Raw genomic sequence first — 23,872 nt, forward strand, 5'->3', positions numbered from 1 at the left:
TGGGACTGTTAACCGATCATCCTTTCCCTATAACGCCCGCAATAACCGGCCGGAGCGAAGTTGATTGCCTTGGACGAAACATGATCGTTATCCTTAAAGTGTATGGTATAGCCACTTTCCCGGGTCTCAATTTTTCATGGAAAAGACCAAACTGGGGGCTCACCAACTTGAGAAAGCTATCCGTATAGGCTCTTTAACACCATCTGTTCCTCTTTGCTCCACACAGGCCGTTCATATAGAGACTTTGCGAGAGTTCCATCTACAACGAATGCAACATTCAATCCTAGCGAGGCGAAGAAAACAGCAGTAAAACTTACTTTGAAAACAGACTTCAACATAAAAGTCATTTAACGTTCGCATTTGCGGCGGCTGGAGCATAGAGTAAGCCCTCCAGCCGCGATAGCGGCGAACAACATGCGCTTGTTGTGCATTTCTACTTGCCGCACCAAACACACCATAAAACTCTTACTCCATTTTTGATCTGATAATACCAGCTTTATACATAGCCTAGGTAAAATGTGCATCTAGTCAACACGCTTTATCCAGAGTGTCATCACCCGAATCAGACTTGTACTCATGGATAAGGTCACTATCAAAGTTATTCTCGCCATCAAGCTACTCCTAGTAGCTTTTTAGCATAAACATTTAATAGGGTATTTGAAGCTTTCGCTACATACTGAGCCAGTAATTTGGTTTTAGGGTTATGCATATAAAATTGTAAACAAAAGTGAGAGTCATGATGCGAGCTTTTGTCCCACACTATTCCTTCATTTAAGCCAATCAGCTCTGTCAATTTTGAGTAGATAATATTCATTTGGGCTTTATGTATAAAGCAGCTGTAACCTGCCCAAATTACGGAGCAATTTTGTGCAAAAGTGCGCGTAGCGTATTGCATAAAACCGCGTAGTAATTTGAGGTGGGTTTGCAGCTTTGTTATGCAATTTTTGTGTCCTCTGGAAGTAGCCCACAAGCATAAAAACATTGAGTACCTGCCTAGCTGATTTAGAAAGACTCTTCCACACCTGCCTGGAATCTATGGATACTTGATCCCAAGCAAGATTAACACGCCTTATCTCGGAACCCTTATTTCTAGTGAACACTGGCAGAGTAAATGATTCGATTAATTCGGGAGACACCCAATCCCCCCCGAACTCTATATTTGATAAGGCTTTGAGGTGGCAACCTTCATCAGCAAATAGGCCAAGTACTTCAATGGTTCGGTTTCGAATTAGTTGCGGTACCACTTTATCTGAAACTATTCCGTTTATGGTGTGTAGGTTGCATAATGCCTGCCAGTAGGGGCACAGAATGCGTCCCTGCTGGCAGGCTTTGTTATATTTATTTTAAAATCCAGCAGTGATTGCTAGAAATGTTCACACATTTAATGCTATTAAAAGTATCTTCTAAAACTTCAAACTTGTCGATTATCGCTTGATACTCCCATTCCATAAAAAGAGGAATATCAGCACCAATCAATAATGTTGTATTGGGGTACTTATGTAAATTTTCATGTTTCTTCCGGTAAGCCCTTTGTATGCGCTCAGACTGCAAATCAATTATTGAATCTGTTCCAACAATATCACCATCCGTCTCATTAATTGTTCTATTTTTCACATTGCCACAATACTCAGGTGTGTGATAAATAGGGGAGTGACCGAATTCAACAATGGACTCTGCCTGAATCGTTGATTGTTGCCCATCAATTGCTACGGTTACTTCTATTCTTTCTAGCAACTTTCCTTCTGAATCAATGAAATCAGCATCGTATGATGTTGTAGACCCCGGATAGAATTTCAAGAATACTTTGGGGTCGTTGTAATAAGATTGGGCATATTTACTTAAAGGAAGTAGTTCATCCAAGACTTCCTTTGTTATTCCTTTTTTAAGCGTGATGAAGTCTAAGCTTTCAGACGTTTCTGAATACCGTGAAATTAGAGACTTCACCCACTTAAGTGCAATATCACTTTGAATATAATCTCTTAGTTCATCAATATTAATCAAGGTATTCAAATTCATCACTTTAAAATATAACGTCTTTAATCAGCCGCGCCTCAGTTTGGCGTCGGATGGATTTTATTGTTAGAGCGCCCTTGAGAAAAAATAATTAACAACATCGTTATTGCGACTATGAGTGGCCCTAACCCGAATATCAATTTAGTTCTAAGATATTCAGAGTAACCTATAGATCCTGTGGGTGGTGAGAGTCCATAAGGAGAAGAAACTAGAACAGATATAGCTACACCGATTAGTAAACCAAACCAGATGTGAATTGGGATTGTGCTTAGCGATAAGCTACGATACGAAAAAACCAGCCGCCACAATGAATATAAAGCATACCCCGGAAGCAACAGAAGGCCGGCTATATATAGGAATGCAGGTGTTAGAATACCTTTATTTCCTTGAAAGAAACCTAAAATCGAAATTGCTATACCCGTCAAATACATCAATGTAGTTGGGATCATCAAAATAAGAGCCTCAACAACCACCAAAATCAAACATAGATTACGAACAAATCTACTCATTTCTTAAGCTTAACACCGCGATAATCGGCTGGCGACGCGTAGCGGCGACAGTCCGGTGGAGCCCTGCAAGGGCGGAACTGAATTTATCACCTTGTTAGACATCTGGCTCATCTAGAGATAAAAATGGATCGATCATTAGCGGTAATCCACGTTTCGTTGACTCATTAAGCGCGCCTGGTGAAATAGTGTAATCTGCGTTCCATTGATCGGTGTACCCGACAAGGCGAGCTTTGATTTCAAATTTCTCTATCAGGCTACTCCAAGCAAATTTGTCATCAGGAAGCTCGGAAAGCCACTCTTCAAACTTTTCCTCCCCTTCTCTAGACTCGCCAATCGGGACCTCCCCTGACTTTATGAGCCAGCCACCGGTCTTGTAGTATTGAGAACCTCTTGGACGCTCATCTCCCATTTTGTAACTTTGGCTTGGTTCAACGCCTAACAACTCAGTTACTTCTTCAGGTATTAAGTCATCACCAAATATACTTACTTCAAAGAAAAATCGCTAAAATGGCCCGCCCATTCTAGCGAATAACTCCAGATTATGATTTTTTCTCGAATGATCCAAGTTTACGATTCCTACTTTTGCCTAACATTTAGATAGTGATTGTCATGACCACTATGTATCTTGATCACTATTTAATTTGCAAATATACGCCAACTGACCATTTTTCCATACAAAATCAATAGATTGCAGTTATTTAGTACGGCAGAATCAGTTGTGATAGTGGTCATTAAAACCACTATCCATTTTTTTCATGATATTGTAACTTGTTGATTATTAAGGTGTTTGTCAAAATTATTAGAGTCTCAAAAGTCAGGGTGAGAGAAAACTCTCGGTTAGTCTGGTCACAAATGAGCCGATAGCATTTCATTACTTTGGATGTGCGATTATAGTGTTTTCTAAACATCTAGCAGCATTTTAAGGTGCAAAAAATGTTTAAATTTCGCGTGTAAACCGCTAATTTATATGCGGCAATTCCCAGGAAAGCGATCAATCATACAGGCTAGAGGTGGGGGGAGGCTGCTGCAAGGCTACGGCAACGCTTCTGTACAACCACCAATGCAGTGTGCCAGTGCTTGTTCTCAAACATCTCGCGGGTGTGGGGTGACTCCTCTTGCCCAATCGCGGTAACCTGACTGGAACCCTCAGGTAGTCAGATCACCACGCCAGCGAGCGGAGCTTTCCAAGCAGGTCGGTTTCAGGATCTTTAGTACAGCGTCAATGATGATCTTAGAAGAGTACTTGTCACCTAAAAAGGGATACGCAGATTGCTTAGGGTGTTTTGGCATTTCTGAGTATGCTTGGCATTCTTCCGGGCTTCTCGATGGGTCACTATGTAGTTTTCGGCCATATCTCTAAAGCTGACGGCTTTTGCCTTGTTTTGTGCAATCGCTCTTCAGTGTCACCTTACCGATGTATTCTCTACTGGTTTCTGGCCTCTCATTGGGTTTTCCACTTGATCGTGGATTTGATAGGAGAAGCTTGGATGGTTTTGGATGAAATAAAATGTACACCCCTGGTTATTACTGGGTGTTGTGGGGCTGGAAGTCATTTTGGCAGGCGATCTAACATCCAAAAGCCCGGCTTGTGTCGGGCTTTTTTGTATTCAGTCCACGAATCCATCCGTATCAATACTCGTCCCGGATCAAACCTTTTAAGGATGGTGATGTAGAGGCGCCCTAAGCCAAAATATTGCTAGGGGCTGCAGTATTGCGCTGAAGCTACTGCGTAACCAGCGACAATGTAGTTTCTTTCTTAATCTGTGTTTTTGACGTGTGCCTCTGGTGGGTTGCTACGGTTCTGTCGGTTGCTTGCCAAGAAGGTAAGTGAATTAATGGTCTGGTCTAGTAGTAGCGGTGTCGCGCACTATTTTGGAGGAGGGTTTCAGTGGGTTTTTATTTTTAATAATTTGTATTGATTGATTGATTGTAGAGCAGTTGAGTTGTTAATTGTTTTGGTGTCAAGAGAATAGATTATGCCTGCCTGTAATGGATTTGATGAGTATCCTGTCTTGTTAATATGTCTTCTGCCTAGTTAACCCTCCTTGTATGGAAAGGGAGGAAATGAGTGAATTTTGGTTTTTATGTATTTAAAACTCTGCGTTAGTCAGACTGCTTATTAGGGCGAAGTGTTGCCTTGTAACGTTGGCTGAGGTGCATAATTGTATTCTCTACTATGTACTTAACCAGAAGCTTCTGCAGGTTAGGTTTCATGGAAGTAAACTTCAATTATGTTAATGGGGGGTGCAAGTGAAAGCTCTAAATAGAGTCGCTGGGATTTCGGCCATATGTATGGCGTTGCTTTACATTATTGCGTTTATTTTTTTTGGTTTTGTGTGGTCGTTCCCTTCGGGTGGTAGTCCTGCTGAGAAAATGAATTTCCTTGTTGAAAATCAATTTTCATTCAATGTTATTTATACCTTGATGTACTTGGTGTTTGCTATTTTTCTCTGCTGTATGGTTGTGGGGCTGTATGAGAGGTTTAAGGGTAAAAGTCCAGCGATAACATCTATAGGGTCTCTGTTTGGGGCCATTTGGGTGGGGCTAGTTATCGCTAGCGGTATGATCGCGAATATTGGATTGGCTTATGCCGTCAGCCTTATGGAGGTCAGCCTGGAAAAGGCCTTTGATGCTTGGGGGATTATTTATCTCATGGTCGAAAGCCTCGGGGGAGGCAATGAGTTAGTGGGCGGGTTATGGGTGTTGCTAATCAGTATTGCGGCTCTGCGGGTAGGAGTGTTTTCTCGGTACTTGAATATACTGGGCCTGTTTGTGGGTATGGCAGGTATTGCTACCACCTATCCTGATGAAATTTTCACGGAAATATTTGGTATCACGCAGATAGGCTGGTTCATCTGGATTGGTGTATCCCTGCTTGGGCGTGAAAGCGAAAGCAAGGATTGGCAGCTGGCGAAGGTCGCTAAGGTATAAGTTTCACAGTGGAGGTTTGTGGGGGCGGGTAGCCAGGCACGAAAAGACTTTTCTTGGATAGTGCGCCAAAAATGAAAAATGCGTCTATCCTTTCAGTGGGCCAGGCAGTCTTTAAAAGGACGCCCTGGTTAGCGTTTCCGCTGTCATAGAGCTGGTGTGCAGGTTGGACTTTAGTGTTGGCGAGCTGTTCATTGCGCTTACTGAAGTGACCGATTGGTGCTCACTCACCAGCTCCAGGGAAGCGAGCGGATTGCACATTACCTGCAGTTGATTCACAGGGTTATACCCTGGAAACTTGGAGATTTTATTGTGAAAAGCACGTATTACATCCTTCCCTTGGTAATTGCCAGTCTTGCTGCTTCTGCTGCCTTGGCGGATAAACATCCAAAGAAGCCGGCGAAGGACTGGACCTGTGCAGATTTTCTGGCCATTGATGATGAATTCAAGCCGAAAGCGGTTTACTGGGCGGCGGCTTACTCAAAGCGTGGCAAGGAAGAGGGTGATATGTTGGATATCGATGGCACTGAAAAGGTGACACCGATGATTATTACCGCTTGTACTAAAGCGCCGAAGGAGTCCTTCTGGGCCAAGTTCAAGGATGAATGGCATAAGATGGGGCGTCACGATAAGAGTGGTAAGGATAAGTCGAAGCCGATGATGAATATGCAGGGTGGTAGCGGTAGCAACAATTCTGGCAATGCCCCAAGTGACAGTAGCGACAACAGCGGTAGCAATAACATGCAGAAGCAAAAACAGAAGCAGTAGCTGCTGTGAGTTGCTCAGCATAAATCGCTCTGGCGGTATAGAGGGAAACCCGGCTCAGGTCGGGTTTTCTTTATTCTGTAATGGGGCAGCCAGTGCGGTAATGACTGCGGTCTGCTGTCGAATTTTTATGCTGCTGGCAATTAAAGCTGCTATTGTTGCCCGATAGCACGGATCAAATGGAGTTGGGCTGTGGGGAAGACGGCAAGGGATGAGGTGAAACGGGGCAGAAGTATTAACCGCTCGGCTAGAATGTTTTGGGGCGGTGTGCTTTTGGCAGGCCTTTTTCTGGCGCTTTTTATGCACTCGGCGAAGGCGCTTGGGATATAGGCCAATTGAGCTATTGAAAAAGAGTGGCAGTAAATGGCGCCCCCGGGTGGACTCGAACCACCAGTCCGGACTTAGGAGGTCCGTGGTTTATCCTGTTAACCGACGGGGGCGGAGAGCAGCTGACTATGAAGGGCGGCTATTCTATCTGTTGCGGCGGTAAATGTCATGTCGTGTTTGAATCTCGCCTACCCCTGGGTTCATCTCCCTCCTTCTCACCAGAGAACAAATGCTTGTCACCTGGGGTAACATGGTGGCGGCTGAGTTACCGCATTTCCCGTCGTCTCTCCTTTCTTTTGAATTCGGCAAATCTTCATATTCCTTTCGTTAAATCCCGTTAAATTCATAATGCACTGAGCCCCTGCCGGCGGATAATTTTGCTTGATCAGATCTTCACAGTGTCTGCAATAAGCCTGTCATAGTTCCCCTGTAAAATTCTGCTTGACCAGGATTGTTTGGCATCGCTAATCTGCTACTGCACCGTAAAGTGCGATAAGGATATTTCTGCTTTCACGGATCAAGATTATGGAGTTTCGTATGAACGTTAACGAAAAGCACATGGTTTTTGATAGTGTGGACATTCCACAAGTTGCAACTGAAGTACTAAGGCAAGCTACATCTCAACCACCGCGCGATGCACGTCGTATGATAGAGGATAAATTGGAGGAGAGGCGTTTAAGTCGTGAATTAATGGAATACGATTTTGATGCTTAGTAAAAAATAAGTCATTAAGTCTTGGGATCGTGCGGTACATACCAGGCTTGCGTAGTAGTTTCAAAACGTCAGCAGGATGTTCCGCACAGTCAAATCAATCACCTCCTTTCTTACCATTCCTTATAGTCTGAAGCTCTTTCGCAACAGCAGCCACTTCTCGATTCCTTCACCCAAAATGCTCTCTGTATTCTCTGAATAATTACCGGCGTGCTGATGGAATGACGCACGGAAAGGGCACGCATGCCGACTATGAGCCGGCATGCGGCTGCGAAATACCATGAATTATGCGTTCTGGGGCTACATTTCACGGGCAATAAAATAGGTGGGGCTCTCCTATTTTATTGCCGAGCTAGATTTACATTCGGGTAGCAGGATCTTTCTTTTCTTCTTTTTGATTGCCGCCAAGCCAGCCCATCAATTGCTTTAGCTTGTGTGAGAGCTTGCCCCGCTTGGCCTTGCGCTCCTTGTCGGCGGCGCTCACCAGCCAGGCAACTTGAATAACCAGCCGTTGGCCTTCAAAGGGGAGATGGCCGTGGAAGGAATTTTCCGCGCGTTTGAAGGCGGCGAGTGTGCCGTAGGAGGGGGGGACTTCGGGGGCGACAGTATCCCCAAAGTCATCGATGCGCTTCAGAAAGCGCAGACAGCCTTTGCCATCAAGGGTCCACTCTGGATTGAGGTAGAGCAGGGCGGTGGCAATCTTTGATTTGCCGTCGGTGTGAATTCTGCCGTGGCGTTTTTTTAAAGTGCGGCTAATAGAGACGTAGGTTGGATATTGGGAGAGTTTTTCAATGCCCAGGTTATCCCCAATCGTATCGGCAAACTCCGGAGTGATAAATTGTTCGATCAGGGTGTTGATAGAATCTCCGCACGCATCTTTTTCGTGGGGGAGATAACCGGCACCTTTTAGATGTGGGAAATCCTCCAGAAAGGAGGGCATCATCTCTTTGTTTAAAACATTACGGGCAACAAAAAACGGGAAGGGTTGGCGATTGATCAGGATATCGTCGTTGTTTATGGCGCGGGTATCGAGCCAGCGGCTGGTGTCCACAGCAGGGCTAGTCATTATTGTGCATCCTTACAGGCGGGTTCGGTGCTTTTATTAATCACCGGGTCACATCAAAAGTTTCTGTTGATGTCGACTACAGAGTTCCCCTAGGTCCACATAGAGGTTGTGGCGCAGGGGCCAACTCACGACCCAGCGAAAATATCAGAGCTTGGCCGCGGGGCCAATACTAGCGTACAAAAACGCAATGATTTCCCGCAGAGACTTGTTTGAAATCAAGCCATGAAAGATCGGTAGTGTTGAATATCATGCAATTAGCCCAAGTGCCGGTATAATGCCGTTCAGATTTTCGTCAGAGCGGTTTTATCCAAGCAATGTCTGTGACTAACAAGTCCCCAGCTGTATTGCAAGTGCGCGACCTGGCCTGTGAAAGGGACGGCAGGCGCTTGTTTGAGGGCCTTGACTTTACACTCGGCGCCGGCGCCGCAATTCAGGTGAAAGGCGGTAACGGCGCGGGTAAGACCACATTGCTGCGCACCTTGATTGGCAGTACCAGTGACTACAGTGGAGAGATCCTCTGGCGCGGCCAGGTATTTCCGCAGGGGCTTCGCGCTATGCGTGAAGCCCTGCTGTATATCGGTCATCGCGGTGGTGTCCGGGGAGGCCTCACGCCATTAGAGAATCTCACTTGGTATGGGGCTACAAAGACATCAGCCCTGGAGGCTCTGGAAAGAGTGGATCTTTTCGGCTTTGAAGACTCCCTGTGCAACAGTCTATCGGCCGGCCAGAATCGTCGGGTGGCGCTTGCGCGGATGTTCCTGCCGCAGGCGCCCTGCCTGTGGATTCTCGATGAACCTCTGACAGCACTGGATGTGGCTGGCGTTGCGGCACTGGAAAAGCAAATGACCACTCACCTGGGCGGCGGTGGCTCCCTTCTCCTGACCTCCCACCAACCCCTCAACATAATGGGGCTGAATTTTGTCGATCTCTCGGACTGCCTGGTCGAGGAATCTTTTAGCGATACCGGGGGAGAGCATGTCTTTAACTGATGTCCAATCTCCGGTGAGCGAAACGCGCGCGACCCCAGGTTTTCGGGCGCTTTTTAGGATTGAAATGCTCCTTGCCCTACGCAAGAGAGCGGATATTGCCAATCCACTATTATTTTTTGTAACGGTGCTGGCCCTTTTGCCATTAGGCGTGGGACCTGAGCCCGATCTGTTGGCTAAAATGGCGCCAGGCATGATTTGGGTTATGGCGCTACTCGCCACCATGCTCTCCCAGGAGAGTCTGTTTCGCGGTGACTTTGAGGATGGCACCCTGGAGCAGTTGGCGCTGTTGCCCCAGCCCCTGTATTTCGCCGTATTGGCGAAGTCGCTGGTGCATTGGATTGCAACGGGCCTCCCCTTGGCGCTCTTATCTCCGCTCTTGGCGTTGATGCTAAATCTGCCTACCGAGGGGTACTTTTGCTTGTTTGTGTCACTGTTTCTCGGGACTGCGAGTCTCAGTTTGATCGGCGCTATAGGTGCCGCTCTCACGGTAGCTTTGCGTCGCCCCGGACTGCTGTTGGCGCTAATTGTTATGCCGCTGTATGTGCCCGTGCTAATCTTCGGCACCGGTGCGGTGCAGGCGGCAATAGATGGCTATGCCTACAGCGCGCAGCTGGCGATTCTGGCCGCTCTGCTGGCTGCCGCCGCAGCTCTGGCTCCACTGGCTGCAGCGGGGGCAATACGTATCAGCCTGGATAATTGATTCGGAGGTCTTCTTGGCTTGGCAATGGTTTCACCGCTTGGGTTCACCCCGTTGGTTCTATCAAAAAACCAGCGGGTGGTTACCCTGGTTGGCACTGGTCAGTATTGTTTTGCTGGCAGCGGGTACGGTTTGGGGGCTGGGGTTTGCACCCGAGGATGCCAAGCAGGGCAATAGCTACCGCATTATCTTTATCCACGTGCCGGCGGCTTTTCTGGCCCTGGCGGGCTACTACATTATGGCGATCAGCGGCGCTATAGGCCTTATCTGGAAGATGAAACTCTCCTTCGCCGTTATGCGCGCTGCAGCCCCAATTGGTGCGGTGCTCACCTTTATTTCTCTCTTTACCGGCGCTGTCTGGGGCAAACCTACCTGGGGAACCTATTGGGTTTGGGATGCCAGGATCACTTCGATGCTGATCCTGCTCTTTTTGTATATCGGGGTGATGGCCCTGTCCCAGGCGGTCAGTCGCGAGCAGGTAGCGGATAAGGCCAGCGCGCTGTTGGCTCTGGTTGGCACTGTGAATATCCCGATCATCTATAAGTCGGTGGATTGGTGGTTCACCCTGCACCAGCCGGCGACTATTCGTCTGACTGAATCCAGCAGTATCGATCCCAGTATGTTTTATCCGCTGTTGATAATGATCATCGGTTTCTATTGCCTGTATGCCTGGACCCTACTCACGCATACTCGCACGCTGTTACTGCGCCGCGAGATCCGAACTCAATGGGCGCAACAGGAACTCGCCGGGGAGAATTAAAGTGCAGTTTCAGTTTTCTAGTTTCGCAGATTTTCTGGCGATGGATGGGCACGGCATTTATGTTTGGATTTCCTTTGCTGTAACTTTTATCGCCCTCGCCGCTATGGCCCTTTACCCGCGCTTGGCACGACGCCACCTACAGCGGGAATTACTCAATCAGCAGCGCATAGAGCAGCGCCGCCGTAAGGTAAAAGCGCAGCGGACGGTTGTGCAGGAGAATGCTTAGGCGCACGCCTAGCTGCAATCGATACGGATTTTAGCCCGGCGGCTACTTGCGGCCGGGCGGATAAGATCAAAAACTTATGGAGTTCACTCAAAAATGCATCCGGTACGCAAGCAACGCTTGATCTTGATACTTGTCTTGGTCGCCCTGTCCAGCGCCGCAGTCGGTTTTGTCACCTATGCGATGCGTGAGAATATGGATTATTTCTATGCGCCCAGCGCTTTTGCCGCTGGCGAGGTGCCTTTTGAAAAGCGCATTCGCGCTGGTGGCTGTGTCGTACCGGGCAGCGTACAGCGCGCGGGAAACAGTCTGGATGTGCAGTTTGTTATTACCGATGGTGAGGCAGAGCTGGCCGTAGTGTTTGACAAAATCCTACCGGATCTATTTGCAGAGGGTGAAGCTGCAGTAATTAGCGGTCAGTTGATGCAAAGTGGGATCATGCGCGCAGACCAGGTGCTAGCCAAGCACGATGAAAATTATACTCCGCCGGAAGTCGCGGAAAGTATGGTCTCCCAGAAAGGCTGCACCGATGGAGCGAAAATATGATCCCTGAACTGGGGCATTTTGCTCTGATTATTGGCTTACTGCTTTCTTTTGCTTTATCTGTACTGCCGATTGCAGGCAGCTATAGTGCGCGTCCCCTGTGGATGGAGGCCGGTAGGCCCCTGGCCCTAGGCGTTTTTACCTTTGTGTCGATTGCCTTTGCCTGCCTGACAATCGCCTTTGTGCAGAGTGATTTTACGGTCAATTACGTCGCGCAGAACTCCAATAGTATTCTTCCGGTGTACTACAAAGTTACCGCCGTGTGGGGTGGCCACGAGGGGTCAATTCTCCTGTGGTTACTAATTCAGGCGGGCTGGGCCGCGGCGGTTGCCCTGTTTGGACGCCAGTTGCCACCAGAGCTATTGGCTCGGGTACTCTCTGTATTGGGCATGGTGCTGATCGGTTTCTTCCTGTTTATCCTGCTCACTTCCAACCCCTTTGATCGCACTTTGCCATTTCCGCCGATGGAGGGTTCCGACTTGAACCCGCTGTTGCAGGATCCGGGTATGATTTTCCATCCGCCCCTGCTTTATATGGGCTATGTGGGATTTTCGGTGGCCTTTGCCTTTGCCATTGCGGCGCTTTTAGGCGGTCAATTGGATGCGGTGTGGGCACGTTGGGCCCGACCTTGGACGGCGGTTGCCTGGGCATTTCTTACCCTTGGCATCGCGCTTGGTAGTTGGTGGGCTTATTACGAACTGGGCTGGGGTGGCTGGTGGTTCTGGGACCCGGTAGAAAACGCTTCACTGATGCCCTGGTTGGTGGGTACCGCACTGATGCACTCTCTGGCCGTGACAGAAAAGCGCGGCCTGTTTAAGAGCTGGACCATTTTATTGGCGATTTTCGCCTTTAGCTTGAGCCTGCTGGGTACCTTCCTGGTGCGCTCGGGGGTGATTACCTCAGTGCATGCCTTTGCGACTGATCCGTTGCGCGGCAGCTTTATTTTGGCATTCCTGGCCGTAGTTGTAGGGCTTTCCCTATTGCTGTTCGCACTGCGAGCCCCCTCAGTCAGTGCGCGCAGTGTGTTCTCCTTCCGTTCATTGGAGACGTTCCTGCTCGGCAACAATATTCTGCTGATCCTGATTATGGCGATGGTATTGACGGGTACCTTGTATCCGCTGGTGGCGGACGCGCTAAACTTGGGCAAAATCAGCGTAGGTGCCCCCTTCTTTAACCTGTTCTTTGTGCCCCTGATGGTGTTGCTCTGCCTGTTACTGGGTATGGGGGTACACGCTAACTGGAAAGACAGCCGCTGGGACAAACTCTTCAGTGCCTGGCGTCTGCCATTTCTGGCAGCACTGGTGGTGGCGTTGGTCTGGCCTCTGGCGTTTGATCACTACCACTGGGGCGCAGTACTCGGCATCTTTGTTGGCGCCTGGGTATTTTGTGCATGCCTTGCGGATATCGTGGCCAAGACCCGCAATGCCAGTTCCTTTTTTGCCGGCCTCAAGCGCCAGCGGGCCAGTTACTACGGCATGCACTTTGCGCATATTGGACTCGCGGTGGCAGTACTCGGTGTGGTGCTGACTACGGTGTATAGCGTGGAAAAAGATCTGCGTATGGGCGCAGGGGACAGCTACCAGGTGGCGGGCTATGACTTTGACTTTGGGGGGGTGCGCCTCGCCCAGGGGCCAAACTACCGCGCTTTCGAAGGGGTCTTGCACGTGAGTAAGAATGGCGAGCCAGTTGCCGAGTTATATCCGCAGAAGCGCAACTATTTCTCCGGCGGTAACACCATGACCGAGGCGGCTATCGATACCGGTTTGTTCCGCGATATTTATGTGGCCCTGGGCGAACCGTTAGATCGCAGTAACCCCAGCGGGGATTGGGCGGTGCGGCTTCAGTACAAAGCTTTCGTGGTATGGATCTGGTTGGGCGCACTTTTAATGGCCATTGGCGGTGGTATCTCTGTGGCAGATAAGCGCTACCGCAAGGCCAAAGCGGCGCGCCAAGCATCGCTTAGTGGCAATTTGGCGACCGCTTAAGTTTTGGGAAGGACGAAATGTCGAGATTAAAATTATTTTTTCCCCTGATTATTTTTGTGGCTCTGGCGCTATTGTTCTGGCGTGGTTTATTTTTAAACCCTCAGGAAATGCCTTCGGCACTGCTGAATAAGCCGGTGCCGGAGTTCTCCTTGGAGAAGGTTGCCGATAATAACCAGGTTATGCAAAAAGGTGATCTGCCGAAGGGCCCACATCTGCTCAACGTCTGGGCGACTTGGTGTGTAGCTTGCCGGGTTGAGCATCCCTACCTGAATGCCCTGGCTGAGGAGGGCGTGCCGATTATTGGTGTGAACCTCAAAGATGATGATTCCGCGGCGATAAAGTGGCTGGATAAATTCCACAACCCCTATCTGTTTAGTGTTGCGGATAGGGATGGACGCTTGGCGCTGGATCTGGGGGTGTTCGGCGCGCCGGAAACCTTCCTGGTGGACGCCGAAGGCACTATCCGCTGTAAACACGTAGGTGTAGTGGATGCGAAGGTTTGGCAGACCAAGTTGCAGCCTCTGTATGAAAAATTAAAAAGCCAGCACTGGGACGCATTTGCCGGTGACCTATCAGATTCCCTCGTCTCCCGTTGTCAGTGAGACTGAAGAGAAGAAAAGCCGTTTTATCTGTTGGCTGGGTCCAGTAGCGGATAAAGCGGCTTTTCTGCATCAGCTTAATCAAATTCGAGCGCGTTATCCGGACGCCAGCCACCACTGTACCGCCCTGGTAATCGGCAACCCCGCAAATCCTGAGGTAATGCAGGCCGATGATGATGGCGAGCCAGGTGGTAGTGCCGGGCGTCCAATGTTGGAGTTACTCCTAAAGCAGGGGGTGGGTAATGTGGGTGCCGTTGTCACTCGCTATTTTGGCGGAACCAAACTAGGGGTTGGCGGCCTGATGCGCGCTTACCGCGGCTCGGTGGGGGCCGCCTTACAGGCGGTGAACCTGGAGACTTTTGTGCCGCTGCAACATGTTTCCGTAGGCTGTAATTTCGCCCAGGAATCCCGACTGCGCTTTCTTGTGAGGCGTCACCTGGGGTGTTGTGGACAGGCGGAATATGCCAATAAAGTTACCGTGTCGATTGCTTTGCCCCAGGATCAGTGGGTTCCCCTGGTGAAGGTGCTTCAGGCAGAGGGTTTTGAGTTTCAAGAGCAATAAAGCACTTTCTGCAGTTTTGGGGCCGAGGACATTGATTCTCAGGTATTTTATTACTTGAAGCCGCAGCTGTTGCTCACCGTTAGATTTCGTATTTAAACACCGCTAATGTGGCGGCGCGATCAGAGTAAGAACGCCGTTATGTTGGAATTGGAAAATACCATGATATAAGTCACCGGCCCTGACATCAGGGCAGAGATCGCGAGTTAGGGTCAGTGTCAGCTTTTGCGCTAAAGGGTCTATATACAAGATTTCGGCATCGAGAAAGTCAAAATATTGCTGAACTTTGGCGTAGAGAGCTTTAAATAGGCTCTCCTTGATCGAGAAGGCGATAGTTAACCAGTGCTCTGGTGCGATGCCGGCTTGGGAAAATCGTATTTCTTCCGCCGTGCAGACAATAGTATTTTTAATCTCAGCGGCCGTTTCAGTGGGAATCGGTAATTCAAAATCGACACCAAGGGCAAGGGGTCCTCTGGTAAGTGCGCAGATAGCGATATCTCCGCCATGGGAAATAGAGCCGCTGATATCCGTGGGCCATAGAGGGCTGCGGTTGGGGCCAATGGGGACCTGAACATTTGCAAAGCCTAGCTGCTTCAGCGCCTGGGCTGCACAGTATCTTCCCGCCAGGAATTCGGCTTTGCGCTTTTTACAGGCACGTCGGATTTCCTCTGGTAGATGAACACTTAATGTGTCGAATAGGGAATCTTGGTAAAGCGCTAGATCAAAGCGACATTGTAAGAAAACCCCAAAAAAATCGATTGAGGAACCCGTTTCTAAAAAGGTAATAAATCCATGCCCACTTTCCATTAGCGGTTGTTGGATAGGTGGTTGTTCGAGAGGTTCCATCATGATGCGGTTACCCTGTAGGCTGCTTACTCTTATTAGTGTGAGTGGGTGGTTACACAGAACGGTGATCAATCAGCTTGGCTTGGGCAAAGTACAGAGTTTCTGAAAGTGAATCAAAACTTTCCTCAGGAGATTCATCCCAAGGTATAAGAGGTTGTCTCCAACAATATTCCAAGCTGCCACAGGTGGCCTGTATTAGGGTTTTAGGGATTGTGTTCGGCGCATCTAAAATCGGTTGCGCCGAACTCTGAGGCTTGTCTACCAAGGCTAAAAATCTAGCGGGTTACTTTGATTCTTTATACGTTTCGCAGGTCGGCTGTGATTGTGCCAAAGGTAGCGGCTTCCTCTTCGTGGATCGTCTCCCTCCACGGCTCTTGAATTGCATCCGTTAACCATTTTTTCATTGAGGGTAGGTTGTGGATCAGCGCTATATACTCCTTGGCGGTTTTGCCAAGGGGTAAATTATAGTTTTTTACCCTGATGGTAACCGGGGCAAAGAAGGCATCGACAGCGGTAAATTCCTGGCCGGCGAGAAATGGGCCCCCAAATTGTTGAATCCCCTCGATCCACAGTTCATCAACCCGTTTTAAATCTCTTTGCAGCGAATTTGAGATCTCATTCAGCGTTACCTTCAAACTGCAATTCATTGGGCACATATTCCTAAGGCTGGAAAAGCCGGAGTGCATTTCTGCCGAAGCACAACGAGACCATGCGCGGGCCTGTCGATCCGTTGCCCAGACTTGTGGGAAATCCTCCGCGAGATATTCGGTGATTGCCAGGGAATCCCAAACCGTAGTGGTATCTGTTTTCAAGCAGGGTACTTGTCCGGTTGGGGAGAAAGTATGAAATTTCTCCCAGCTGCCACCTTCCTCGAAAGTTACCAGCTTTTCAACAAAGGGGATTTCCAGGTGGTGCATTAACAACCAGGGTCTAAGTGACCAGGAAGAATAATTTTTGTTTCCAATAAATAATTGATACATAAGTGTCCTATCTGTGGGTGTTCTGAAGCTGAAGCCTTGGAAAATCAGCTGTCGATAGTTGAATCGGCGAGTTCCCGTCAATTTCATCGTCTGATCCATAGTCTCCTCGCAATTTACTTCGGCAGCGATTGGCTTGAAGGCCAATAATCGTTAACTTTGCGCCAGTTGCTCTTTTCCAAAGGGAATGGAGAGGAGTCGCGGGGCGGCTGACTAGTAAGAGGAGATTGTCATGCGTGTTGCCATATTAGCCCACAGCGAGGTTGCGCTATTTGAGTTGGGTTGTGCCACGGAGCTGTTTTGTCAGCGGCGCGCAGAGACTGAAGGCTTGTATTACGGTGAAGTAGTGACCTTTGCGGAGAGACCGCCCACAACGGCAGGTGGCCTGTCGCTACAGTGTCGGCAAGTAGAGGGTCTGATGGAGTATGACTTGTTGGTGATTCCGAATTGGCCAACAGTACCGCAGCCAATGGATGTCTATAGAGCGCGTGTGCATCGGGCAGTTACTGAGTTTGCGACCTGTGGCCGAAAAATTTTGACCTTTTGCTCGGGAGCTTTCCTGCCTGCGGAGCTCGGCCTGTTGGATGGTAGAAAGGCCACTACCCACTGGCGCTATGCGGAGTCCTTTCGGAGGCGTTTTCCCCTGGTTGAGTATGTGGGAGATGTTCTCTATGTCTGGCACAACCTATTGGCCTGTGCCGCGGGAAGTTCTGCGGCGATTGATTTGGGGATTGAATTTCTGCGGCAGACCTACGGCGTTGAGTTAGCCAGTTCAGTGGCCCGGCGCTTGGTGATGGCGCCCCAGAGGCAGGGTGGGCAGGCCCAATTTGTAGAGACTCCGGTGTCAAAACGTCCCGACTTTTTTGCCAGTGCCTTAGATTGGGCTCTGGCTAACTTACAGGGTTCGATTTCAGTGGATGACTGGGCTGCACAGGCACATCACTCCCGTCGCAGTTTTGATCGTAAGTTTCGCCGGTCTCTAGGAGTTTCACCGAAGACGTGGTTAATCCAGCAGCGATTGCGTGTGGTGCAGAAGGCGTTGGAGTCAGGTGAGGCCTCTTTAGATCGGGCGGCGCAACTGGCGGGCTTTGCGAGCAGTACCACTATGCGCCACCATTTCCGCAAGGTATTTGGGGTTTCTCCCAGTCAGTATCGGCGCCAATTTTCCAGGAGGCCGGGCATTACTTGACGGGTAATACAAATATGGCGGTCGAGGAAAGGGCGTGAGGGTGAAGAAAGGTCGATACCTTCGGTTGATACAACCCCGGCCATGAACAGGTTATGATTCCTCCTTTATTGCCTGAACTCAGTACGGAAAACGAAGGATTTATGAGCAAACAGCGCGTATTGACCGGTATCACGACCACCGGTACTCCCCACCTGGGTAACTATGTTGGTGCGATCCGCCCGGCCATTTCTGCAAGCCAGGACGAGAACAACCAGTCCTTTTATTTCCTGGCGGATTATCACGCGTTGATTAAGTGCCAGGACCCGGAACAAGTGCATCAATCCACTCTGGAGATTGCCGCTACCTGGTTGGCTTTGGGCCTCAATACCGACAATGTGGTGTTCTACCGTCAATCCGACATTCATGAAATTCCCGAGCTGACCTGGCTCCTTACCTGTATGACCGGCAAAGGCTTGATGAATCGTGCCCATGCCTACAAGGCGGCCGTAGATGCTAACCGCGCCGATGGTGAGGACTCCGATTTTGGCGTCACCATGGGGCTCTACAGCTACCCCATCCTAATGGCTGCAGACATTCTCATGTTCAATGCCAACAAGGTGCCGGTGGGTAAGGATCAGGTTCAGCATATTGAGATGGCCCGCGATATCGCTCAGCGATTTAACCATCACTATAGCGAGCACTTCGCTCTGCCTGAGGCGGTGGTCGATGACCATGTGGCTGTGCTGCAGGGGCTCGATGGCCGCAAGATGAGTAAGAGCTATGGCAATACCATTCCTCTATTTCTGCCAGAGAAAAAGCTGAAAAAGCATATCAACAAGATTAAGACCAATCTGTTGGAGCCGGGTGAGCCCAAAGACCCGGATACCTCAACGGTTTTCCAAATTTGGCAGGCCTTTGCGACGCAAGAGCAAACTGCGGAGATGCGCAAGGCGTTCGAAGAGGGCATTGCCTGGGGGGAGGCCAAGAAGCAGCTATTTGAGTTGGTAAACGAACAGATTGGTGAGGCGCGGGAGCGTTATAACAAGCTGCTTGAAAACCCAGCACAGATTGAAGAGGAACTGGAGAAAGGAGCGGCCAAAGCGCGGGCTTACTCTGCTCCATTTATCGAAAAGTTGCGACGTGCGGTAGGTATCCGCAAGATCGGGCAATAGTTTTTTTAAAAAAAATTGGGGGGCTATGGCTTCCGTAGCCGTCCCCTATCTATAAGAGTATTGATCAGAAAATAACACATATAAAAATAACCAAAATACAGGGCTTCATTATGGAAAATGTTCAAACAGACCCTGCCGCAGGCATTGATACCAATAAGAATGGTTGGATCAACCGGGCGCTTAATTTTATTGAAGTGGTGGGGAATAAACTTCCCGATCCAGCGGTACTCTTTCTTGTTTTGATGGTGGCTATCTGGGTGCTTTCCTGGATTTTGTCTGGAGTGAGTTTTGAGACATTGCACCCTGCGACGGGTGAGGCTATCCAAGTAACCAACCTTCTCTCCAGTAGCGAACTCGCTCGATTTTTATCCAGTATGGTCACGACCTTTACCAGCTTTGCGCCTCTTGGGGTAGTGCTTGTGGCTATGCTGGGTGTGGGGGTGGCGGAGCAGAGTGGCTTTATCAATGCGGTTTTGAAAAAGCTGCTGGCAGTGACTCCGCAGATGTTGCTCACTCCAATGCTGATTCTGGTGGCGATTGTCAGCCACACCGCCGTAGATGCGGGCTATGTCTTGGTGATCCCTCTGGGCGGAGTGATCTTCTATGCGGCTGGGCGTCACCCCTTGGCGGGTATTGCGGCGGCTTTCGCCGGTGTCTCCGGCGGTTTCTCCGCGAACTTTGTGCCCTCTGCAATCGATCCTTTGCTGCAGGGCTTTACTCAGACCGCTGCGCAGATTGTCGATCCAGAGATGCAGGTAAACCCGTTGAACAACTGGTTCTTCACCTCGGCGTCCTGCTTGGTGGTGACTATGCTGGGCTGGTGGCTCACCGACAAGGTGATCGAGCCCCGCTTGAAAAGTGTGGCTATCGATGGCGATAAAGACGATATTCCGGTGATGCAGGAGTTGGGCGCCCGCGAAAAGAAAGCCATGTATCTAGCGGCCACTGTCATGATTGCTGGGATTGTTGGTCTCATCGCCTGGATGCTACCGGAGACTTCTGCCTTACGTGATGCCGAGGGTCAGTTAGCCTCCTTCGGTGCGCCGGTCATGAAGTCCATTGTGCCGTTAATCTTCCTGCTGTTTATTATTCCCGGGGTCGTGTTTGGCTTTGCCGCGGGCACCTTCCGGCAGAGTAAGGACGTGATTGATGCGATGTCCAAGACCATGGGTTCCATGGCGTATTACATCGTGATGGCCTTTTTCTGTGCGCTGTTTATTTCTGAATTTGCCCGCTCTGGGCTGGGCACCTTGCTATCGGTAGAGGGGGGTAGTCTGTTAGCGGCCATGGATATGCCGGGGCCCATCACCCTGATGGGGATCATTCTGCTGGTGGCATTTATCAACCTGTTTGTTGGGTCTGCTTCGGCAAAATGGGCGCTGCTCTCACCAATTTTTGTGCCCATGTTGATGCAGATCGGCTTCTCTCCGGACCTGACTCAGGCGGCCTATCGGGTTGGTGACTCCTCCACGAATATCATTACCCCACTAATGCCTTACTTCCCGCTGGTGGTGGTCTACTGTCAGCGTTACGTGAAAGGCACGGGTATCGGCACCCTGGTATCTATCATGCTGCCTTATTCGGTGGTGTTCCTGATCTGCTGGTCTCTGTTCCTGGTGATCTACTGGAGTCTTGGTATGCCTCTTGGGCTTCAAGCGAGCTACACCTACCCAACGCCTTAAGTACTGCCCCGGTGTGAAATATTTTGTTCCGGGGTACTTTTTTCATAGGCTCTGTCCAGGGGTGCTTCCGACAGCGGAAGCGCCTTCTCTCTCTAGAATTTCCTGCCGAGTTAAAAACCACTTGGAGAGTGAGCGCTGCTTTCTGCAACGCTCCATTAACAGAAAAATATCGATCAAACGCGCTCCCTTGTTGGGTCGGTGCGGCGCCTAGGTCCAAGAGTCTTTTTGTTTAATTTCCCTCTCGTATAACGCGAAATGTGCCAGGTATTGCCGGTGCTGGCCCACACATTCCTCTGGGTTAAGCCTGCAGGGCGGACAGTGTTAGTAAAAAAATGTTCCAATAATATTGCAAGTGATAACGATTCCTATTAAGATCCGTGTCAGATTATGTCGTCAGCTGTCGCTGCGACACCATAATTCCAATGAATGTTGAGGGATCTCAATGGGCACCGCTCGCTTCCAAGGTTTACGCCAAAACGCCTCTCCAGTTTTCTCCGGACTTAGCCGCTCACTATTGGCGCTGGCTATTGCTGCAGGCAGTTCTGCCTCTTACGCGGCGAACGAAACTAGTGAGACTCTAGAAGAGGTTAACGTAACAGGCGAGCTGAACCTGTCCCGCCAGACTTCGATTGGCAAGCTGGATATTCCGGTTGATGAGACTCCCTTCTCTATCTCTCTGCGTGATAAAGACTTTTTTGATGTTACTGGCTCTAAGACTGTACAAGATATCCTGCAATATTCTGCTGGTGTGAATGGTGGCTTGTTTGGCGTTGATGCCCGCGGTGACTGGTCTACCGTCCGTGCCGTTGAGCCAATTATGTTTGTCGATGGACTCAAAACAACTTTCGGTAGCTATACCGGTTCACGTGCAAACCTCTTTGCCTTCGAGCGTGTGGAAATCCTTAAGGGACCTTCCTCAGTACTTTATGGACAGGGTTCTACAGGTGGTATCGTCAATCTGGTTTCCAAGCGCCCCAAAGAGGAGTTTGGTGGTGAGCTGATGGTGCAGGGCGGTGACTATGATCGCAAGGTAATTGCTGGCGATGTTACCGGGGCCTTGGACAGTGATGGAGAGTGGCTCTATCGCGTAGTGGGTTATGCCCGCGATGCCGATGCCCAGGTTGATCATGTCGATGACGACAGCACTTTGTTTATGCCTTCCATTTCCTGGCGCCCCAGTGCGGATACCGAGATTACTTTCTTGGTGAACCATCAAGAAGAAAAGACCGGTACCACTGCTGCCTTCCTACCCTGGGGCGGCACTGTTGTTGATAACGTAAACGGTGAAATCCCGACCGATACCTTTATTAGTGAGCCAGGTTGGGATAAGTACAATACTGAGCAAACTTCTTATAGCTTGTGGGTTGATCACCGCTTAAATGATAGCTGGGGTATCAATGCGGGCCTTCGTTATTCAAAAGGGGATGTCGACTACAACTCGATGTATGCTGACTACACTCCTGGACTGCGCTTACAAAAAGACCTCCGTGAAGTATCGCGGACTGTCTATATGAAAGACGCGAAAAGCGATCTTTTGATTTTTGACCTGCGCTTGTCTGGTGAGCTGACTACAGGGGCTCTCGAGCATCAGATCACAGTTGGTATTGATAGCCAGAATGCAGAAATTGATAACAGTATTTTGAGAATGCGCGGCCTCGGTGGTGTTATTGATATTTTTGATCCGGTTTATGGCTATGTGCCAGAGGGGCTGGACGGAATGGGGAGAGAAAATACCGATGTTAATGCTGAACAAGTAGGTGTTTATTTCCAAGACCAGATTAGCCTTGGCAACTTTATTTTTAATCTGGGCTTGCGTGAAGATAGATTGTCATCGAGAACACAAAGTAATAATTCTGAAAAGTTAAGTGGCAAGCAGAGAGAGACGGAAGTCACTAATAGATTTGGCTTAATGTATGCCTTCGATAGCGGGGTATCGCCTTATGTTAGCTATTCAGAATCTTTTGAGGCTGTTTTAGCTGATCCGAATGCTCAGGGCAGTGTCTACGAGCCCGTTAAAGGAGGGCAAGTTGAAGCTGGCATCAAATACCAGCCAGAGGGCACTAATATCCTGATGACTGCCTCTGCCTTTGAGATTAAGCAGAAAAATCGCTTAACTTACGGTCCCGACGGATCTTTCCGTCAAATCGGTGAGGCGCAGATTGATGGATTTGAACTTGAGGCCAGTGGGCAGTGGGGTAACCTGACGCTGGTGGCTAATTACAGCCAGATGGATACTGAAATACTAGAGAGTAGCAATCCATTTGAGGTTGGCACTGAAATTGAAACTGTGCCTGAGGAGCAATTCTCTCTTTGGGGGAGCTATGACTTTAGTGAGTGGGTTTCTGGTTTAAGCGTTGGAGTAGGCGCTCGCCATGTTGGTGAAAGTTATACCGGTATTGATAAAGTGCATGCACTGTACGTGGCTGCTGATGCTGAGCAGGCTGCTTATTACGATTATGTTTTCGCGGATTTCCCTACAGAAAATCCATCCTATACCTTGTATGACGCAACCATCGGCTATGCCCTAGAGAGCTGGAAGTTCCAGTTCAATGTGAAGAACCTGACCGACGAAGTTCACACCACCTCTTGCTTGAGTCGTGGTGATTGTTTCTACGGCGAGCGTCGCTACGTGACTGCAGAGGCACGTTACACTTTCTAAGTTAGAGTAGACTGGGAGTTTGTCCGCAGGGGGAGTCTGTGGGCAAACTCCCTTTTTTGCGTTTCACCATCAGGTGGGAGCCAAAATCTCCCAGTGTGATATTTATGCCGAGTTCCTTCTACATCGTTTCCGGATTGGCCAGTATTTTTACCTTTGCGGGTATCGCCAGCCTGTATTCAGCCTGGCTTCGTAGCGGACCTCAACCACTGCGCAGCTGGCTCGGTTGGGGTTTGTTGTTGCTATCGGCTTTCGGCTGGAGTGCGGTGGTGGGGGTGGAATATGGAGTGAGTATCGCCACACTCCTGGTGATGATCGGTGCTCTCTCTCTGCTTGCTATAAAAGGTGACTGGCCGAGTGGCCCTCCCAGGCAGGAAAAAAAGCGAACAGGAAGTCCTGCTCCCTCTGAAGCCTTGCTCCAATTGTGGTTGCGAGGCACTTTGCGTTTCCTGGCTATCGCTTTATTGCCGACAGCAAGTGGCTTGCTGGCTGGACTTCTTTATTTCGGGTTTGCCAGTTCTGGTGAAAGTGCTCGCCTAGTGGGTGGCGCCTTCGTTTCGGTGATTGTTTGGACGCTGGCTATGGTCTGGTGCAGCGCAGATCGGAAGCTCCTGCGCCCCAGTGCCGGCCTCCTGATATTTTCACTAGCCAGTGGTTTGGTCTTAATGCCTACCGCGGCATAAGTATCCGACGCCCT

The 23,872-nt window shown here is 49.5% G+C and carries 22 protein-coding genes and 1 tRNA gene; 16 read left to right on the forward strand and 7 right to left on the reverse strand.

Features of this window, described 5'->3' with window-relative positions:
• Positions 1-1,338: 1,338 nt before the first annotated feature.
• Both ACCI51_RS17225 and ACCI51_RS17230 read right to left on the reverse strand, forming a co-directional pair.
• On the reverse strand, positions 1,339-2,010 hold the full coding sequence (locus ACCI51_RS17225) for a hypothetical protein (RefSeq protein WP_371844667.1): 672 nt from the start codon (positions 2,008-2,010) through the stop codon (positions 1,339-1,341).
• A gap of 606 nt (positions 2,011-2,616) precedes the next feature.
• Positions 2,617-3,003 carry a DUF4279 domain-containing protein gene (locus tag ACCI51_RS17230; RefSeq protein ID WP_371844683.1) on the reverse strand — a complete coding sequence of 129 codons (387 nt, stop codon included), beginning with the start codon at positions 3,001-3,003 and terminating at the stop codon, positions 2,617-2,619.
• Between the two features lie 1,769 nt (positions 3,004-4,772).
• Here ACCI51_RS17230 and ACCI51_RS17235 point away from each other — a divergent pair.
• Positions 4,773-5,453 carry a hypothetical protein gene (locus ACCI51_RS17235; RefSeq protein ID WP_371844668.1) on the forward strand — a complete coding sequence of 227 codons (681 nt, stop codon included), beginning with the start codon at positions 4,773-4,775 and terminating at the stop codon, positions 5,451-5,453.
• A gap of 111 nt (positions 5,454-5,564) precedes the next feature.
• Here the strand turns inward: ACCI51_RS17235 and ACCI51_RS17240 are convergent, their stop codons facing one another.
• Complete coding sequence (locus ACCI51_RS17240; RefSeq protein WP_299583111.1) at positions 5,565-5,729, reverse strand: hypothetical protein; 165 nt, start codon at positions 5,727-5,729, stop codon at positions 5,565-5,567.
• A gap of 33 nt (positions 5,730-5,762) precedes the next feature.
• On the opposite strand from ACCI51_RS17240, the gene hdeA reads away from it, so the two are divergent.
• Complete coding sequence (hdeA, locus tag ACCI51_RS17245; protein WP_299583114.1) at positions 5,763-6,218, forward strand: acid-activated periplasmic chaperone HdeA; 456 nt, start codon at positions 5,763-5,765, stop codon at positions 6,216-6,218.
• 361 nt (positions 6,219-6,579) lie between these two features.
• On the opposite strand, the gene ACCI51_RS17250 is transcribed toward hdeA, so the two are convergent.
• Positions 6,580-6,655: transfer RNA gene (locus ACCI51_RS17250), tRNA-Arg, on the reverse strand.
• Positions 6,656-7,079: 424 nt separating this feature from the next.
• Here ACCI51_RS17250 and ACCI51_RS17255 point away from each other — a divergent pair.
• Positions 7,080-7,256 carry a PA3496 family putative envelope integrity protein gene (locus ACCI51_RS17255; protein WP_299583117.1) on the forward strand — a complete coding sequence of 59 codons (177 nt, stop codon included), beginning with the start codon at positions 7,080-7,082 and terminating at the stop codon, positions 7,254-7,256.
• A gap of 355 nt (positions 7,257-7,611) precedes the next feature.
• Here ACCI51_RS17255 and ACCI51_RS17260 read toward each other — a convergent pair whose 3' ends face one another.
• The gene (locus ACCI51_RS17260; protein ID WP_371844670.1) at positions 7,612-8,319 is read right to left on the reverse strand and encodes a 2OG-Fe(II) oxygenase; all 708 of its coding nucleotides are present in this window, start codon (positions 8,317-8,319) and stop codon (positions 7,612-7,614) included.
• Between the two features lie 314 nt (positions 8,320-8,633).
• On the opposite strand from ACCI51_RS17260, the gene ccmA reads away from it, so the two are divergent.
• The 8 genes from ccmA to ACCI51_RS17300 all read left to right on the forward strand — a co-directional run bounded on the left by ccmA (position 8,634) and on the right by ACCI51_RS17300 (position 14,677).
• The gene (gene ccmA / locus ACCI51_RS17265; protein ID WP_299583123.1) at positions 8,634-9,308 is read left to right on the forward strand and encodes a cytochrome c biogenesis heme-transporting ATPase CcmA; all 675 of its coding nucleotides are present in this window, start codon (positions 8,634-8,636) and stop codon (positions 9,306-9,308) included.
• Positions 9,295-10,008 carry a heme exporter protein CcmB gene (gene ccmB / locus ACCI51_RS17270; RefSeq protein WP_299583126.1) on the forward strand — a complete coding sequence of 238 codons (714 nt, stop codon included), beginning with the start codon at positions 9,295-9,297 and terminating at the stop codon, positions 10,006-10,008. The genes ccmA and ccmB overlap by 14 nt, the downstream gene beginning before the upstream one ends.
• 13 nt (positions 10,009-10,021) lie before the next feature.
• Positions 10,022-10,765, forward strand: a complete 744-nt coding sequence (locus ACCI51_RS17275; RefSeq protein WP_299583129.1) for a heme ABC transporter permease — start codon at positions 10,022-10,024, stop codon at positions 10,763-10,765.
• Between the two features lies 1 nt (position 10,766).
• Positions 10,767-10,991, forward strand: coding sequence for a heme exporter protein CcmD (gene ccmD, locus ACCI51_RS17280; protein WP_299583131.1), 225 nt, complete (start codon positions 10,767-10,769; stop codon positions 10,989-10,991).
• Between the two features lie 93 nt (positions 10,992-11,084).
• Positions 11,085-11,534, forward strand: a complete 450-nt coding sequence (ccmE, locus tag ACCI51_RS17285) for a cytochrome c maturation protein CcmE (protein ID WP_299583134.1) — start codon at positions 11,085-11,087, stop codon at positions 11,532-11,534.
• Complete coding sequence (locus ACCI51_RS17290; RefSeq protein WP_299583137.1) at positions 11,531-13,516, forward strand: heme lyase CcmF/NrfE family subunit; 1,986 nt, start codon at positions 11,531-11,533, stop codon at positions 13,514-13,516. Before ccmE ends, ACCI51_RS17290 begins: the two co-directional genes overlap by 4 nt.
• 17 nt (positions 13,517-13,533) lie before the next feature.
• Positions 13,534-14,118, forward strand: coding sequence for a DsbE family thiol:disulfide interchange protein (locus ACCI51_RS17295; protein WP_371844672.1), 585 nt, complete (start codon positions 13,534-13,536; stop codon positions 14,116-14,118).
• Positions 14,081-14,677 carry an IMPACT family protein gene (locus ACCI51_RS17300; protein WP_299583143.1) on the forward strand — a complete coding sequence of 199 codons (597 nt, stop codon included), beginning with the start codon at positions 14,081-14,083 and terminating at the stop codon, positions 14,675-14,677. Before ACCI51_RS17295 ends, ACCI51_RS17300 begins: the two co-directional genes overlap by 38 nt.
• Positions 14,678-14,779: 102 nt before the next feature.
• Here the strand turns inward: ACCI51_RS17300 and ACCI51_RS17305 are convergent, their stop codons facing one another.
• Positions 14,780-15,523 (reverse strand): 4'-phosphopantetheinyl transferase family protein, encoded by a 744-nt coding sequence (locus tag ACCI51_RS17305; RefSeq protein WP_299583146.1) that lies wholly within the window; start codon positions 15,521-15,523, stop codon positions 14,780-14,782.
• Positions 15,524-15,816: 293 nt separating this feature from the next.
• The gene (locus tag ACCI51_RS17310) at positions 15,817-16,500 is read right to left on the reverse strand and encodes a glutathione S-transferase family protein (protein ID WP_371844673.1); all 684 of its coding nucleotides are present in this window, start codon (positions 16,498-16,500) and stop codon (positions 15,817-15,819) included.
• Positions 16,501-16,729: 229 nt separating this feature from the next.
• Here ACCI51_RS17310 and ACCI51_RS17315 point away from each other — a divergent pair, with 229 nt between their 5' ends.
• From ACCI51_RS17315 to ACCI51_RS17335, 5 genes are all read left to right on the forward strand, one after another.
• Positions 16,730-17,686, forward strand: a complete 957-nt coding sequence (locus ACCI51_RS17315) for a GlxA family transcriptional regulator (protein ID WP_371844674.1) — start codon at positions 16,730-16,732, stop codon at positions 17,684-17,686.
• Positions 17,687-17,826: 140 nt separating this feature from the next.
• Positions 17,827-18,837 carry a tryptophan--tRNA ligase gene (locus ACCI51_RS17320; protein ID WP_299583155.1) on the forward strand — a complete coding sequence of 337 codons (1,011 nt, stop codon included), beginning with the start codon at positions 17,827-17,829 and terminating at the stop codon, positions 18,835-18,837.
• Between the two features lie 110 nt (positions 18,838-18,947).
• Positions 18,948-20,519, forward strand: a complete 1,572-nt coding sequence (locus ACCI51_RS17325) for an AbgT family transporter (protein WP_371844675.1) — start codon at positions 18,948-18,950, stop codon at positions 20,517-20,519.
• 442 nt (positions 20,520-20,961) lie between these two features.
• Positions 20,962-23,178 carry a TonB-dependent siderophore receptor gene (locus tag ACCI51_RS17330; RefSeq protein ID WP_371844676.1) on the forward strand — a complete coding sequence of 739 codons (2,217 nt, stop codon included), beginning with the start codon at positions 20,962-20,964 and terminating at the stop codon, positions 23,176-23,178.
• A gap of 104 nt (positions 23,179-23,282) precedes the next feature.
• The gene (locus ACCI51_RS17335; RefSeq protein ID WP_371844677.1) at positions 23,283-23,858 is read left to right on the forward strand and encodes a hypothetical protein; all 576 of its coding nucleotides are present in this window, start codon (positions 23,283-23,285) and stop codon (positions 23,856-23,858) included.
• The last annotated feature ends 14 nt before the right edge of the window (positions 23,859-23,872 follow it).

Source organism: Microbulbifer echini (assembly GCF_041447225.1).
GTDB lineage: Bacteria > Pseudomonadota > Gammaproteobacteria > Pseudomonadales > Cellvibrionaceae > Microbulbifer > Microbulbifer echini.

Bases quoted from the DNA above. Each gene is read 5' to 3' on its own strand.
- ACCI51_RS17290 (WP_299583137.1), top strand. From the start codon at position 11,531: ATGATCCCTGAACTGGGGCATTTTGCTCTGATTATTGGCTTACTGCTT.
- ACCI51_RS17315 (WP_371844674.1), top strand. From the start codon at position 16,730: ATGCGTGTTGCCATATTAGCCCACAGCGAGGTTGCGCTATTTGAGTTG.
- ACCI51_RS17310 (WP_371844673.1), bottom strand. From the start codon at position 16,500: ATGTATCAATTATTTATTGGAAACAAAAATTATTCTTCCTGGTCACTT.
- ccmE (WP_299583134.1), top strand. From the start codon at position 11,085: ATGCATCCGGTACGCAAGCAACGCTTGATCTTGATACTTGTCTTGGTC.
- ACCI51_RS17305 (WP_299583146.1), bottom strand. From the start codon at position 15,523: ATGATGGAACCTCTCGAACAACCACCTATCCAACAACCGCTAATGGAA.
- ACCI51_RS17320 (WP_299583155.1), top strand. From the start codon at position 17,827: ATGAGCAAACAGCGCGTATTGACCGGTATCACGACCACCGGTACTCCC.
- ACCI51_RS17335 (WP_371844677.1), top strand. From the start codon at position 23,283: ATGCCGAGTTCCTTCTACATCGTTTCCGGATTGGCCAGTATTTTTACC.
- ACCI51_RS17330 (WP_371844676.1), top strand. From the start codon at position 20,962: ATGGGCACCGCTCGCTTCCAAGGTTTACGCCAAAACGCCTCTCCAGTT.
- ACCI51_RS17255 (WP_299583117.1), top strand. From the start codon at position 7,080: ATGAACGTTAACGAAAAGCACATGGTTTTTGATAGTGTGGACATTCCA.
- ccmA (WP_299583123.1), top strand. From the start codon at position 8,634: ATGTCTGTGACTAACAAGTCCCCAGCTGTATTGCAAGTGCGCGACCTG.
- ACCI51_RS17325 (WP_371844675.1), top strand. From the start codon at position 18,948: ATGGAAAATGTTCAAACAGACCCTGCCGCAGGCATTGATACCAATAAG.
- ACCI51_RS17260 (WP_371844670.1), bottom strand. From the start codon at position 8,319: ATGACTAGCCCTGCTGTGGACACCAGCCGCTGGCTCGATACCCGCGCC.
- ACCI51_RS17295 (WP_371844672.1), top strand. From the start codon at position 13,534: ATGTCGAGATTAAAATTATTTTTTCCCCTGATTATTTTTGTGGCTCTG.
- ccmB (WP_299583126.1), top strand. From the start codon at position 9,295: ATGTCTTTAACTGATGTCCAATCTCCGGTGAGCGAAACGCGCGCGACC.